The 13,823-nt window shown below is 51.9% G+C and carries 13 protein-coding genes; 8 read left to right on the top strand and 5 right to left on the bottom strand.

Annotated features, from left to right (window positions below; all coding sequences use genetic code 11):
* Positions 1-22: 22 nt before the first annotated feature.
* The gene (locus tag J4617_RS10895; protein ID WP_000099989.1) at positions 23-1,396 is read right to left on the bottom strand and encodes an MFS transporter; all 1,374 of its coding nucleotides are present in this window, start codon (positions 1,394-1,396) and stop codon (positions 23-25) included.
* Positions 1,397-1,851: 455 nt separating this feature from the next.
* The gene (gene rpsT / locus J4617_RS10890) at positions 1,852-2,115 is read right to left on the bottom strand and encodes a 30S ribosomal protein S20 (protein ID WP_001518655.1); all 264 of its coding nucleotides are present in this window, start codon (positions 2,113-2,115) and stop codon (positions 1,852-1,854) included.
* 105 nt (positions 2,116-2,220) lie between these two features.
* On the opposite strand from rpsT, the gene J4617_RS10885 reads away from it, so the two are divergent.
* The 8 genes from J4617_RS10885 (at position 2,221) to rihC (ending at position 10,656) form a co-directional block, all read left to right on the top strand.
* On the top strand, positions 2,221-2,436 hold the full coding sequence (locus tag J4617_RS10885; RefSeq protein WP_001575565.1) for a YaaY family protein: 216 nt from the start codon (positions 2,221-2,223) through the stop codon (positions 2,434-2,436).
* Between the two features lie 7 nt (positions 2,437-2,443).
* Complete coding sequence (gene ribF, locus J4617_RS10880) at positions 2,444-3,382, top strand: bifunctional riboflavin kinase/FAD synthetase (RefSeq protein ID WP_000767311.1); 939 nt, start codon at positions 2,444-2,446, stop codon at positions 3,380-3,382.
* Between the two features lie 44 nt (positions 3,383-3,426).
* Positions 3,427-6,261 carry an isoleucine--tRNA ligase gene (gene ileS / locus J4617_RS10875; protein WP_001674865.1) on the top strand — a complete coding sequence of 945 codons (2,835 nt, stop codon included), beginning with the start codon at positions 3,427-3,429 and terminating at the stop codon, positions 6,259-6,261.
* Entirely contained in the window at positions 6,261-6,761 is a 501-nt protein-coding gene (gene lspA, locus J4617_RS10870; protein WP_000042739.1) for a signal peptidase II, read from the top strand. The genes ileS and lspA overlap by 1 nt, the downstream gene beginning before the upstream one ends.
* A 154-nt stretch (positions 6,762-6,915) precedes the next feature.
* Positions 6,916-7,365 (top strand): FKBP-type peptidyl-prolyl cis-trans isomerase, encoded by a 450-nt coding sequence (fkpB, locus tag J4617_RS10865; RefSeq protein WP_000047269.1) that lies wholly within the window; start codon positions 6,916-6,918, stop codon positions 7,363-7,365.
* A gap of 2 nt (positions 7,366-7,367) precedes the next feature.
* Positions 7,368-8,318 (top strand): 4-hydroxy-3-methylbut-2-enyl diphosphate reductase, encoded by a 951-nt coding sequence (gene ispH / locus J4617_RS10860; protein ID WP_001166422.1) that lies wholly within the window; start codon positions 7,368-7,370, stop codon positions 8,316-8,318.
* A 199-nt stretch (positions 8,319-8,517) separates the two neighbouring features.
* Positions 8,518-9,720 carry a nitrite reductase gene (locus tag J4617_RS10855; protein ID WP_000516322.1) on the top strand — a complete coding sequence of 401 codons (1,203 nt, stop codon included), beginning with the start codon at positions 8,518-8,520 and terminating at the stop codon, positions 9,718-9,720.
* A 15-nt stretch (positions 9,721-9,735) separates the two neighbouring features.
* The gene (gene rihC, locus J4617_RS10850) at positions 9,736-10,656 is read left to right on the top strand and encodes a ribonucleoside hydrolase RihC (protein ID WP_000127279.1); all 921 of its coding nucleotides are present in this window, start codon (positions 9,736-9,738) and stop codon (positions 10,654-10,656) included.
* 21 nt (positions 10,657-10,677) lie between these two features.
* On the opposite strand, the gene J4617_RS10845 is transcribed toward rihC, so the two are convergent.
* The 3 genes from J4617_RS10845 to J4617_RS10835 form a co-directional block, all read right to left on the bottom strand.
* On the bottom strand, positions 10,678-11,364 hold the full coding sequence (locus J4617_RS10845; RefSeq protein ID WP_000377406.1) for a response regulator: 687 nt from the start codon (positions 11,362-11,364) through the stop codon (positions 10,678-10,680).
* A gap of 1 nt (position 11,365) precedes the next feature.
* Positions 11,366-12,985, bottom strand: a complete 1,620-nt coding sequence (locus tag J4617_RS10840) for a sensor histidine kinase (RefSeq protein ID WP_001670823.1) — start codon at positions 12,983-12,985, stop codon at positions 11,366-11,368.
* A gap of 134 nt (positions 12,986-13,119) precedes the next feature.
* Positions 13,120-13,823 (bottom strand): sodium ion-translocating decarboxylase subunit beta (locus J4617_RS10835; RefSeq protein ID WP_208201586.1); only part of this gene is annotated, 704 nt, incomplete at its 5' end.

Here is a 13,823-nt window from a genome sequence, read left to right as displayed (position 1 = left end):
TCGAGGGTGAAGGTAAAGAACGTTATGAGTTGACGGTTTCCAGATCGTGGCGAATCTTCTCTTCCATCGCTTCGTATTTGCGAAAGAAAAGTAGTGGGATCGCTGCGAGCGCGAAGAGTAGGGCGGGTGCCCAGATAAAGGCCCAGATAATGCCCTCCAGACCCGCAGCACTCTGGGCATGGTTGGGGACATAGCCAAAACTGTTCATGATCCAGGCGGCGAAAGCGGTGCCGAGGCCACTACCCATCTTGATGCAGAAGGTGCTGCCGAAGGCGATAAGAATGCCGGTAGCCTTAATACCGGTCTTCCAGGCGCCGAAATCGACGGCGAAGCCCAGCATGGCAAACGGCATTGAGCAGGCGATACCGCTGCCGATATTGCCGAGTATCCAGGCGGCGATGAGGAAAGTAATGTTGTCCGCTGCCAGCCACATCATGACGCCGCCAAACGTGGCGACCAGCAGACCGCCTACCCATATCCAGGTTTTAGCTAGGTATTTGCTAAAGAAGGGGATAGCGATGATAAACAGGATCTGAATCGTCGCCAGGCTGTTAATCAGCGGTACCAGATCTTTACGGTCGAGGTTGTAGGTCAGATAATAGACAATGGTCGTGTTGCGCTGCTGTAGGGCAATCCAGAAGATCAGATTAGCCAGCACCATCAGGATCCACGGCCAGTTACCTTTCATCGCCGCGAAACTTTTTTTCATCGGCAACTTAGGTTCATGCTGTATTTTATCCGTATCCATTTCACGAATGTTTTTAAACGCAAAGAGCGTTAGCGCGCAGGATATAATGGCAAACGTAATTGCCGTATAAATAAAACCAGCGTGATCATCACCGTTACCTAAAAAAGCGACTAACGGCAAGGCGGTCGCGTTCATTAATAAAACCCCAATTTGCCCACCGGTCATTCGCCAGGAATTTAAAACCAGTCTTTCCTTGGGAGATAAGGTCATCAGGGGTAATATTGCACTGAGTGGTGTATTAAGTCCGGTAAATAGAATGCTGGCAATCATATAAGATATTGCTGCATAGATGGCTTTTCCTGTCATACTGATATCAGGAGACCAAAATGACAGCGCGCTGAATACCGCAAAAGGCAGCGGTAACCATAAAAACCAGGGACGACATTTACCGTAGCGTGAACGCGTTTTATCGATGATGATCCCCCATATGGGGGCATCTATGCCATCGATAATACGCGCCAGCAGCAGGATAACGCCTGCTACGGCAAGGCTAATGCCCGCAACGTCTGTGTAGAAATATAAAATGTACGTTGAACCGAAGCAGTACAGCAGATTACCCGCCACATCCAAAGAGCCGTAGCTAATACGCTGTAGTAAAGACAATGATGCTGACCCGGAAGGCTGGGTATCCTCAATGACAGAACTCATAATGATAACTCCGATATTGGTACGATACGCCCAGAAAAACAACCTCTACTTTCTAAGCAAGTTTTGAATATTATTTTTATGTCGTTTTTGAATTTAACCTCAGATTAAAATGAGTAAGTAAGGTGTACATGAAAAGTAGTTAACCCGACGGCATCAATCAATTATTAAATCTTACATCAGGATTGCGTTTATTAGTTTTTGAATGAGCGATGTTTTTATTTGCTAAGGTGGTCACAGTTTTTTCAGTAATGAAATAAGAAAAGGAAAACAGTGAAAGAAAATAACTTTCAAGTATTATGTGACTAAGGGAGGGGTAGCTGAAAAAATAGGCTGCTCAGGAAGAGCGTGAACGAGTGAGGTCAGCGCCAGCGGTTGACGAGCAAAACGGCAGATAGCAGGCATAAAAAAACCCGCTTTACGCGGGTTTTTCTACAAAGCTGATAACAAGCAGGCGATTAAGCCAGTTTGTTGATCTGTGCAGTCAGGTTAGCTTTATGACGTGCAGCTTTGTTTTTGTGGATCAGACCTTTAGCAGCCTGACGGTCCACGATCGGTTGCATTTCGTTAAATGCTTTCAGTGCAGCAGCTTTGTCGCCAGCTTCGATAGCTGCGTATACTTTCTTGATGAAAGTACGCATCATAGAGCGACGGCTTGCGTTGTGCTTACGAGCCTTTTCAGACTGAACGGCGCGCTTCTTAGCTGATTTGATATTAGCCAAGGTCCAACTCCCAAATGTGTTCTATATGGACAATTCAAAGGCCGAGGAATATGCCCTTTTAGCCTTCTTTTGTCAATGGATTTGTGCAAATAAGCGCCGTTTAAATTGCAGCACTCGTTGCGTAGTGATGGCGCAGGATTCTACCAGCTTGCGTGCTGTGAATACAGCCTTTCCATGAGAAAAATTGCATTAAGCGGCGGGTTTTGGGGCGGAGTTTGCCGCATGGCGATGAAAAGCATCTTCTTTATGTTTCATCAGGGCAATCGTCGGTTAACCTTGACCGCTGTACAAGGTATACTCTTGCGATTTTCACTGTTTTGAGTCAGACATGAAGCTGATACGCGGCATACATAATCTCAGTCAGGCCCCGCATGGGTGTGTGCTGACCATTGGTAATTTCGACGGCGTACATCGGGGGCATCGCGCTCTACTGCAGGGTTTGCAGGAAGAAGGACGCAGACGCGGTCTGCCGGTGGTGGTCATGATTTTCGAACCGCAGCCGCTGGAGCTGTTCGCGACGGATAAAGCGCCCGCTCGCCTGACGCGCCTGCGTGAAAAACTGCATTACCTTGCGCAGTGCGGCGTGGACTATGTGCTGTGCGTGAAATTCGATCGCCGCTTTGCCGCTTTGACGGCGCAAACGTTTATCAGCGAACTGCTGGTGGAGCGACTTGGCGTGCAATTTCTTGCCGTCGGCGATGATTTCCGCTTTGGTGCTAGCCGTGCGGGCGATTTCTTGTTATTACAGAAGGCGGGGGCGGAGTATGGTTTTGCGGTTTCCAGCACCCAAACCTTTTGTGAAGGCGGCGTGCGTATCAGTAGTACCGCAGTGAGACAGGCGCTGGCGGAGGATAACCTGGCGCTTGCCGAAAGTCTGCTGGGACATCCCTTTACTATTTCCGGGCGTGTCGTTCATGGCGACGAGCTGGGGCGTACCATTGGCTTCCCGACGGCGAACTTACCGCTGCGCCGTCAGGTCTCCCCGGTCAAAGGGGTCTATGCGGTGGAAGTCACCGGGCTTGGCGATAAGCCGTTACCCGGCGTAGCGAACATTGGCACTCGTCCAACGGTGGCTGGCGTGCGTCAACAACTGGAAGTGCATCTGCTGGACGTTGTAATGGACCTCTACGGTCGCCATATAGATGTAATACTGCGTAAAAAGATACGTAATGAGCAGCGATTTGCGTCGCTTGATGAGCTAAAAGCGCAAATCGCACGCGATGAGTTAACGGCCCGCAAGTTTTTTGGGCTAGCCGGGCAGGTGTAACCCTGACGGTGTTTATCAAACCGAAATACGGAACCGAGAATCTGATGAGTGACTATAAATCGACCCTGAATTTGCCGGAAACAGGGTTCCCGATGCGCGGCGACCTCGCCAAGCGTGAACCGGGAATGCTGGCGCGTTGGACCGATGATGATCTGTACGGCATCATTCGTGCGGCCAAAAAAGGCAAAAAAACCTTCATTCTGCATGATGGCCCTCCATATGCGAATGGCAGCATTCATATTGGTCACTCAGTTAACAAGATTCTGAAAGACATTATCGTGAAGTCCAAAGGACTGTCGGGATTTGACTCGCCTTACGTGCCGGGCTGGGACTGTCACGGTCTGCCTATCGAGCTGAAAGTCGAGCAGGAGTTCGGTAAGCCGGGCGAGAAATTTACTGCCGCTGAATTCCGCGCTAAGTGTCGCGAATATGCCGCCACTCAGGTTGACGGCCAGCGTAAAGACTTCATTCGTCTGGGCGTGTTGGGCGACTGGTCGCATCCGTACCTGACCATGGACTTCAAAACCGAAGCCAACATCATCCGCGCGCTGGGCAGAATTATCAAAAACGGTCATCTGCACAAAGGCGCTAAGCCGGTGCACTGGTGCGTTGACTGCCGTTCCGCGCTGGCGGAAGCGGAAGTTGAATATTACGACAAAACTTCACCGTCTATCGACGTGGCGTTCCGCGCCGTCGATCAGGATGCGGTGAAAGCGAAGTTCGGTCTGCCGGGCGTGAGCGGCCCTGTGTCGCTGGTTATCTGGACCACCACGCCGTGGACACTACCGGCTAACCGCGCCATCTCCCTGGCGCCGGACTTTGATTATGCGCTGGTGCAGATTGACGGCCAGGCGGTGATTCTGGCGAAAGATCTGGTTGAAAGCGTCATGCAGCGTATTGGCGCGGCTGAATACACCATTCTCGGCACCGTTAAAGGCGCGGAGCTGGAACTGTTGCGCTTTACCCATCCGTTTATGGGCTTTGACGTGCCGGCGATCCTCGGCGATCACGTCACCCTGGACGCCGGTACCGGCGCGGTACATACCGCCCCTGGTCACGGCCCGGATGACTACGTGATCGGCCAAAAGTATGGCCTGGAAACCGCTAACCCGGTTGGCCCGGACGGCGCTTACCTGCCAGGCACATATCCAACGCTTGACGGTGTTAACGTCTTCAAAGCGAACGATATCGTTATTGAACTGCTGAAAGAAAAAGGCGCGCTACTGCATGTCGAAAAAATGCAGCACAGCTATCCGTGCTGTTGGCGTCACAAAACGCCGATCATTTTCCGCGCGACCCCGCAGTGGTTCGTCAGCATGGATAAAGAAGGGCTTCGTCAACAGTCGCTGAAAGAGATCAAAGGCGTTCAGTGGATCCCGGACTGGGGTCAGGCGCGTATTGAATCAATGGTCGCTAACCGTCCTGACTGGTGTATCTCACGTCAGCGTACCTGGGGCGTACCGATGTCGCTGTTCGTGCATAAAGAAACGCAGGAGCTGCTGCCGATTGAGCGTACTCTGGCGGCGATGGAAGAGGTGGCGAAACGCGTCGAAGTTGACGGTATCCAGGCATGGTGGGATCTCGACCCGAAAGAGATCCTCGGCGAAGATGCTGATCAATACGAGAAAGTTCCGGATACGTTGGACGTTTGGTTTGATTCCGGTTCCACCAGTTATTCCGTGGTTGACGCACGTCCGGAATTCGCCGGTCATGCTGCCGATATGTATCTGGAAGGGTCTGACCAGCATCGCGGCTGGTTTATGTCCTCCCTGATGATTAGCGTGGCGATGAAAGGCAAAGCGCCATACCGCCAGGTACTGACTCACGGCTTCACCGTCGATGGTCAGGGGCGCAAGATGTCCAAGTCCATCGGTAACACCGTGTCGCCGCAGGATGTGATGAATAAACTGGGCGCGGATATCCTGCGTCTGTGGGTAGCGTCTACTGACTATACCGGCGAAATGGCGGTCTCTGACGAAATCCTGAAACGTGCTGCCGACAGCTATCGTCGTATCCGTAATACCGCGCGCTTCCTGCTGGCGAACCTCAATGGCTTCAATCCGGCCACCGATATGGTCAAACCGGAAGAGATGGTGGTGCTGGACAGGTGGGCGGTGGGCTGCGCGAAAACGGCGCAGCAAGAGATTCTGAAGGCATACGAAGCTTACGACTTCCATGAAGTGGTACAGCGCCTGATGCGCTTCTGCTCCGTTGAAATGGGTTCGTTCTACCTCGACATCATCAAAGACCGCCAGTACACCGCGAAGGCCGATAGCGTCGCGCGTCGTAGCTGCCAGACTGCGCTGTATCATATCGCAGAGGCGCTGGTTCGCTGGATGGCGCCGATCATGTCCTTCACGGCTGATGAAATCTGGGGCTACCTGCCGGGCGAGCGTGAAAAATATGTCTTCACCGGCGAATGGTACGACGGGTTGTTTGGCCTGGAAGAGAATGAAGAATTTAATGACGCATTCTGGGACGATGTCCGCTATATCAAGGACCAGGTCAACAAAGAGCTGGAAAATCAGAAAGCCAATGGCATCAAATCGAACCTGGAAGCAAAAGTGACGCTGAAATATGCTGACGATGCTAACGGTACGATCAAGAAGCTGAAACTGTTGGGTGAAGAGGTCAGATTTATCTTCATTACTTCCCAGTTCGTGATTTCTGAGCAAGCGGGGGGTATTGATGATGAAAATATTCAGTACAATGCTGGTAATACGACAGTTCAGGCAGTGGTAACGCGTGCCGAGGGTGATAAGTGTCCGCGCTGCTGGCACTACACTACTGATGTCGGCAAGGTGGCGGAACATGCAGATATCTGCGGACGCTGTGTCAGCAACATCGCCGGTAATGGCGAACAACGTAAATTTGCCTGATGAGTAAACCACTCTGTTCAACAGGACTACGCTGGCTATGGCTGGTAGTAGTCGTGCTGATTATCGATTTGGGCAGCAAATACCTGATCCTCCAGAATTTCGCTCTGGGGGATACGGTAGGGCTGTTCCCGTCGCTTAATCTGCATTATGCGCGTAACTACGGCGCGGCTTTTAGCTTCCTGGCGGATAGCGGCGGCTGGCAGCGCTGGTTCTTTGCCGGGATTGCGATAGGGATCTGCGTAATTCTTTTGGTGATGATGTATCGCTCGAAAGCAACGCAGAAGCTGAATAACATCGCTTATGCGTTAATCATCGGCGGCGCGCTGGGTAACCTGTTCGACCGCCTGTGGCACGGCTTTGTTGTCGATATGATCGATTTTTACGTCGGCAACTGGCATTTCGCGACGTTCAACCTTGCCGATAGCGCGATCTGTATCGGCGCGGCGCTGATAGTACTGGAAGGCTTTTTGCCGAAGCCGACAGCGAAAGAACAGGCATAAGCGTAAATACCGGGTGGCGCTTATCCGGTTTTGTAGGTCTGATAAGCGCCGCGCCATCAGGCAAACGTGGTGCCGGATGGCGGTGAAAACGCCTTATCCGGCCTACGGTTTTATCGTCCTTTGTGCCTCCGGGCAAAACACGTGAGCAATTTGCATGTCTAAATCCGTACAGAGCAACAGCGCGATCCTCGTTCACTTCACCCTGAAACTGGATGATGGCTCAACGGCGGAATCTACCCGCAATAACGGCAAGCCAGCCCTGTTCCGTCTTGGCGATACCTCGCTTTCCGAAGGTCTGGAGCAGCAGCTTCTGGGGTTGAAAGAAGGGGAAAAGAAAGCGTTTTCGCTGGAGCCTGACGCCGCGTTTGGCGTCCCCAGTCCGGACTTGATCCAGTATTTCTCGCGCCGTGAGTTTATGGCGGCGGGCGAACCGGAAGTTGGGGCGATTATGCTTTTTACCGCAATGGATGGCAGCGAAATGCCTGGCGTGATTCGCGAAATCAACGGCGACTCGATTACCGTTGATTTTAACCATCCGCTGGCCGGGCATACCGTTCACTTTGATATTGAAGTGCTGGAAATCGATCCGGCGCTGGAGGCATAAACATGCAGATCCTGTTGGCCAACCCACGCGGTTTTTGCGCCGGGGTAGACCGCGCTATCAGCATTGTTGAAAATGCGCTCGCTATTTACGGCGCGCCAATTTACGTTCGGCACGAAGTCGTGCATAACCGCTATGTAGTGGACAGCCTGCGCAAGCGCGGGGCGATCTTTATAGAGCAAATTAGCGAAGTGCCGGATGGCGCCATTCTGATTTTCTCCGCTCATGGGGTTTCCCAGGCGGTGCGTAACGAGGCGAAAAGCCGCGATCTTACCGTTTTTGACGCCACCTGCCCGCTGGTGACGAAAGTCCATATGGAAGTGGCGCGCGCCAGCCGTCGCGGTGAAGAATCTATTCTCATCGGCCACGCCGGGCACCCGGAAGTGGAAGGCACCATGGGTCAGTACAGCAACCCGGAAGGGGGGATGTACCTGGTGGAGTCGCCAGAGGACGTCTGGACGCTGAATGTCAAAAATGAAGGCAAGCTCTCCTTCATGACGCAAACCACGCTTTCCGTGGACGATACGTCCGATGTGATTGATGCGCTGCGTAAACGTTTTCCGAAAATCGTCGGCCCGCGCAAAGACGATATTTGCTATGCCACAACTAATCGTCAGGAAGCGGTGCGGGCGCTTGCGGAGCAGGCTGACGTAGTGCTGGTGGTCGGCTCGAAAAACTCTTCTAACTCTAACCGGCTGGCGGAACTGGCCCAACGGATGGGAAGAACCGCGTTTCTTATCGACGATGCGGCGGATATCCAGGAGGCGTGGGTGAAAGAAGCCGCCTGCGTCGGCGTCACTGCTGGCGCTTCCGCGCCGGATATTCTGGTGCAGAATGTTATTGCGCGTCTGCGCGAGTTTGGCGGCGGCGAAGCCGTCACGCTTGAGGGGCGCGAAGAAAATATTGTTTTTGAAGTGCCGAAAGAGCTGCGTGTGGATGTTCGTGAGGTCGAATAAGATTTCATAATTCAGAAATCTGCCTGATGACGCTACGTTGACCAGATCTTAAGAATTTCTTTTGATATTCAATGTGCGACAGGAAGAATAAGGCGTAGTCGTCATCCGTTGCTAATGCCCCACCTTTTTGCTATTCATCTGAAAAACCAGCACAATCGTTGCTGGTTTTTTGGTTGTAATGCCTACAGGGATAAGGGAAATGGGCAAAATAAAATATGGATTGCCAACGTTACTCGCCATCGGCTTTTGGATGGACGCAACAAGCGCCACGGTGCTGGAGCTACCTGCCTGGGAGCGAAACTATACCGGGACTATCGCGGGGAAACCGGTAAACGTTAATATCACGCGATTTGGTAACTCTCTTAATGGGTATTACTGCTATGAACCTTGCAATCAGCACAAGGCAGTGATTGTTCTACGCGGCTCACTCCAGGATAAAGAGGTGCATCTTGAAGAACGCGTAAAGGCGCTTTCGGGTTACTGGAATGCGGAAATCTCCAGCAGTGAGATTAAAGGCGAATGGACGTCCGCAGATAAAAAACGACATTTTCCTGTTGCCCTTATCTATTACAAACCTAAAAACTCCCCTGATATTGTGCTGGTCACGAACACGAATGATGCAGGGGGTTACGACCCTTCCAAAGAGATTGATTGCGGCAATACGCCGGCCATTTCGGCGATAAAATTATACCGTGATGGTAAACTCATACAGACCTTAGATACCGCCTCGGTGGGCACTTGTAGCCCGTTTATGCCTCAATGGGGGGATGTCAATTTTGATGGCTACCCGGATCTATCGATTGTAACAGAGTTACTTGCTGGGCCGGATGCTCCAGTACAAACATGGCTCTATGACCCCGCCAAACAGCGTTATGTTGATGCGCCAGCGTCTTATCAGGAAATCACTTCACCAGAGATCGATGCTGAACATAAACAGATTGTCAGCTATTGGCGCGGCGGTTGCTGCAGCCATGGCGTCAATGTGTATCGCTGGAAAGGAAAAACGATTGAACTGATCGATCGCGGTGAAAGCTACTTTCAGCCTGTGATAAGTAAAGGCAAAATGTATAACTGCTACATGACACCTTCCTACGCTGATGGGCGTATTATTTATCCGCTAGTACGTAAAAATGGTCATTTGACGCCGCCTCTTAGCCTTGATGGGACGTGTCAATCTTTTTGGCTAACCGGTAATGTTCGTACCGTGATTCAGGCAGAAAAACCCGGCGCTGAGCCCGAATCGCTTGAGATTCAGTGGCAGGAAAACAAAGCATCGCCAGGGCGTTTTTGCCCATTAGTTCCGTTTGTCGAAGGTGATAAGCTAAGTCCGCGTCTGGTGACGGATGACGATGTGCCTGATGCCTGTATCAGTCGCGCTGAGTATGAAGATATAAAACAATAGGTCAGGAGAGCATTAATGACAGCATCCCTACACATTATTCTTGATACCGATCCGGGCATTGATGACGCGGCTGCGATTGCCGCCGCGCTGTTCGCCCCCCAGCTTGATCTGCAACTAATAACCACCGTCGCAGGCAATGTTTCCGTTGAAAAAACGACCCGTAATGCGTTGCAGCTTCTGCATTTCTGGAACAGCGATATCCCACTTGCCCAGGGGGCCGCGACACCGCTGCTGCGTCCGTTACGCGATGCGGCATACGTCCACGGCGAATCCGGTATGGAAGGCTATGATTTTGTCGACCATCAGCGCCAACCGTTGGCGAAGCCTGCGTTTATCGCTATCCGGGATGTGCTGATGAACGCCCCGGAGCCCATGACATTAGTGGCGATTGGGCCATTGACCAATATTGCGTTGCTACTGATGCACTATCCGGAGTGTGCGTGTAACATTCGCCGTCTGGTGTTGATGGGCGGTTCCGCAGGGCGCGGCAATTTTACGCCTAATGCTGAATTTAACATTGCTGTCGATCCGGAGGCCGCGGCGCTGGTGTTCCGCAGCGGTCTGGAGATTGTGATGTGTGGGCTGGACGTCACGAATCAGGCAATGCTCTCGCCAGATTTTCTGAATAAACTGCCCGCGCTGAATCGCACCGGTAAGATGTTGCACAGCCTGTTCAACCATTATCGCAGCGGTAGTATGCGCACTGGCGTCCGGATGCACGATCTCTGCGCTATCGCCTGGCTGGTGCGTCCGGAGCTTTTTACCCTGCAATCCTGTTTTGTGGCCGTAGAAACGCAGGGGGAATATACCGCAGGCACGACGGTCGTTGATATTGAAGGGCGTCTGGGGCAGCCCGCCAACGCGCAGGTGGCGCTGGCGCTGGATGTGGACGGTTTTCGTCAGTGGGTGGCTGAGGTGTTTGCCTATGCGCCGTAATTACATGTTGGCGCCATAATCTCATACTTTGCCGCGATAGAGTCTCTCCGGCCTGCCCACTTTCCCGTAGCTGATCTCCGCTTCGAGAAAGTTATTTTTCACGCCTTGTTCCAGATAGCGTCGGGCAGTGGTTTTACTGCTGCCCAGAATTTGCGCCAGAGTGTCTGCTGTATGTACTGCCTGCGGGTCGGCGAATATTTGTCGTACCCGGTTGAAGGTGTTTTCATCAATTCCCCGCAGTCCGCTATTCGGTTCTGCGGTTTGTTCTTTGGCCTGGATATTAAATAAGGCATCAACGTGCGTCTGGTTTGCCTGCTCACTGGAACGTAACGAACTGCGGTAACGGGTGAACCGCTCCAGGGTATGCTGCAGGCGCTGATAATGTACCGGCTTAATCAGATAATCGAATACGCCCATGCGTAAGGCATCGCTGATGGTATCCATATGATTGTCGGCGGTAATGAAAATAATTCGCCCCGTGTAGTTGGTGCTGATGGTATGACGAATTAAATCGATCCCTTTGCCATCGGGTAAAAAATTATCCAATAGAATTAACTGTGGTTGATAGAGGCGTATTTGCTTCTTCGCACTTTCCAGTTTGTCTGCGATGCCGACGATTGAAAACTGGGGAAAAATCTTGATGGTGTCCACCAGGATTTCCGCTAGCATCGGTTCGTCTTCAACGATGAGTGTCGTAATGCTATCCATGTTATTCTTCTCTGGTAAAAGGGATATAGAGGGTAAAAATGGTGCCAAAAGGATTATTGTTATCGACGATAATGTCGCCATTGGCCTGCTTGACGTAGCTGTGCACCAACCATAATCCAATTCCGTGATCGCCGTTATTGTGGGTGGTCACTCCACGCTCGAAAATATGCTGGCGGATATTTTCGTCAATACCACATCCCTGATCGGCAACTTCAATAATGACTTCATTACCTTCGCTGTTGATCAGGCACTCAATCTGTCGCGAGCCTTCGCGATTGAGCAGGGTGGCGTTATAGGCGTTGTCCAATAAATTGCCAACAATCGAAATCCATTCATTATGCGAGAGCGATGACGGCAGGTGTTCAACAAAGCTTGAAGGATCGAAAATCAGCTCCAGCCCCAGCTCTTTTGCCCGATAATATTTACCGATTAATAGCCCCGCAAGGTGGTGGTCGCGGAAATTATGGGAAATAAAATCGAGTACTTTCTGGTGGCTTTCCGACTGCTGCTGAATCAGCGCCAACGCATTATCGTAGCGCTTCAGGAACAGCAGTCCGGCAATGGTGGAAATAAGGTTGCGATGCTCATGCTGCACGGCGCGCAGGTTATCGGCGTATTGCCGCACCTGACTTAACTGCAGGCTGAGTGTATTGATATCGTCTTTGTTGCGAAAGCTAATAACCCAGCCCTGAGGCTGGTTGTCAATAATGACCGCCATGCGACTGGCGATGACTTTCATTTGGTTAAAGGTGACGATCTCATCTTTTTTGTTTTTTTGCGGCGCATCGTAAAAGAAGGCCTCCGGCAACACGACATGGTGGATTGCATAGCCAATGAGTTCAGACTCCGGTTGGCTCAGATTCAGTAAGCGGCGAGCCGTTTGGTTAATGGCGGTAATACGGTGATGGGAGTCAATGGCGATCAACCCTTCAAATACCGACTCAAACAACACGCTTTGCTGAATTAATAGTTGTGAAAGCTGCTGCGGCTCCATGTTAAGCATCTGCTTTTTAATATGCAGCGAGAAGCGGCGGGCGCAGTACAACAGTACCAGCAGCAGTAACGCCATCGGGAACAGCAACGAGCTGATTTGTAAGTTAAGCCAGCTCTCCAACTGTTCCAGAGTATAGCCGACGGAAACAATACCGATGACTTTACCGGTACTGTCCTGAATCGGGGATTTACCACGCAAGGAAGAGCCTAATGAACCTTTGCGCACCGATACGTAGCTTTTAGCATTATACAGCGCGTCGTCGCTATCGCCGCCCTCCATATATTTGCCGATCTCATCCGGGTTGACGTGATACAGTCGCTGACCTTTTTCGTTGCCAACGGTAATGTAAGTCGCATCCGAAAACGAGCGCATTGGGTCAATCAACGCTTTGATGCGTGACAAATCATGCGCTTCTACGGCTTCAACTAATTCTGGCATAGCGGATATTTGCATTGCCTGAATAAGCGCACGTTGGCCCACCTGATAATGCAGGCGTTCTTTCGTGATATCGGTCAGATACCAGGTGATTGCCAGCATCACGATGGTGGATGTAAACAGGATCAGTAGAAATATCCGGTTTTGAAACGAGTGTCTGGCAAACCAGCGTGTAATTTCCCGTATAAACATATTGGTATTTAAATATTTAATTACGGTATTTTCTTGCATTCGGCATCACCGGAACCTGAACCAGTTCATACTTACTTTTCTTTCAGAAAAAATTTGGATGAAAATGGGATACGACATGCGTATCCCATCCACTATTACATCGCCAGCACGTACTTCAGCATCACGCCCGCCGCAATGGCCGAACCGATAACCCCCGCCACGTTCGGGCCCATCGCGTGCATCAGCAGAAAGTTCTGCGGGTCTGATTCCAGCCCCACTTTGTTCGATACGCGTGCCGCCATCGGCACTGCCGACACCCCCGCCGAACCGATAAGCGGGTTGATTTTGTTCTTACTGCACAGGTTCAGCAGCTTCGCCATCAGCACCCCGGCCGCCGTCCCGATACCAAAGGCAACCACCCCCAGCAGCAGAATGCCCAGCGTCTGCGGCTGCAGGAACTTGTCCGCCACCAGCTTCGCGCCCACCGACAGCCCGAGGAAGATGGTCACGATATTAATCAGCCCGTTCTGCACCGTGTCGCTCAGACGCTCCACCACGCCGCTTTCACGCATCAGATTGCCAAAGCAGAACATCCCCAGCAGCGGCGCGGCGTCCGGCAGCAGCAGCGCCACCAGCATGAGCAACACCACCGGGAAGAGGATTTTTTCCCGCTTGCTGACGGTGCGCAGCTGCACCATGCGGATTTTCCGCTCCGTCTCCGTGGTCAGCGCTTTCATAATCGGCGGCTGGATTAACGGCACCAGCGCCATATACGAGTACGCCGCCACCGCGATGGCCCCCAGCAGCTCCGGCGCCAGCTTGCCCGACAGATAAATCGCCGTCGGGCCGTCCGCGCCGC

It is taken from the genome of Salmonella sp. 32010601201800023SM, assembly GCF_017572235.1.
Classification (GTDB): domain Bacteria; phylum Pseudomonadota; class Gammaproteobacteria; order Enterobacterales; family Enterobacteriaceae; genus Salmonella; species Salmonella enterica.
This window is presented reverse-complemented; position numbering and strand designations above follow the sequence as displayed.

Coding starts and splice junctions, on each gene's coding strand:
- J4617_RS10895 (WP_000099989.1), bottom strand. CDS start 1,396: ATGAGTTCTGTCATTGAGGATACCCAGCCTTCCGGGTCAGCATCATTG.
- ribF (WP_000767311.1), top strand. CDS start 2,444: ATGAAGCTGATACGCGGCATACATAATCTCAGTCAGGCCCCGCATGGG.
- ileS (WP_001674865.1), top strand. CDS start 3,427: ATGAGTGACTATAAATCGACCCTGAATTTGCCGGAAACAGGGTTCCCG.
- lspA (WP_000042739.1), top strand. CDS start 6,261: ATGAGTAAACCACTCTGTTCAACAGGACTACGCTGGCTATGGCTGGTA.
- fkpB (WP_000047269.1), top strand. CDS start 6,916: ATGTCTAAATCCGTACAGAGCAACAGCGCGATCCTCGTTCACTTCACC.
- ispH (WP_001166422.1), top strand. CDS start 7,368: ATGCAGATCCTGTTGGCCAACCCACGCGGTTTTTGCGCCGGGGTAGAC.
- J4617_RS10855 (WP_000516322.1), top strand. CDS start 8,518: ATGGGCAAAATAAAATATGGATTGCCAACGTTACTCGCCATCGGCTTT.
- rihC (WP_000127279.1), top strand. CDS start 9,736: ATGACAGCATCCCTACACATTATTCTTGATACCGATCCGGGCATTGAT.
- J4617_RS10845 (WP_000377406.1), bottom strand. CDS start 11,364: ATGGATAGCATTACGACACTCATCGTTGAAGACGAACCGATGCTAGCG.
- J4617_RS10840 (WP_001670823.1), bottom strand. CDS start 12,985: ATGTTTATACGGGAAATTACACGCTGGTTTGCCAGACACTCGTTTCAA.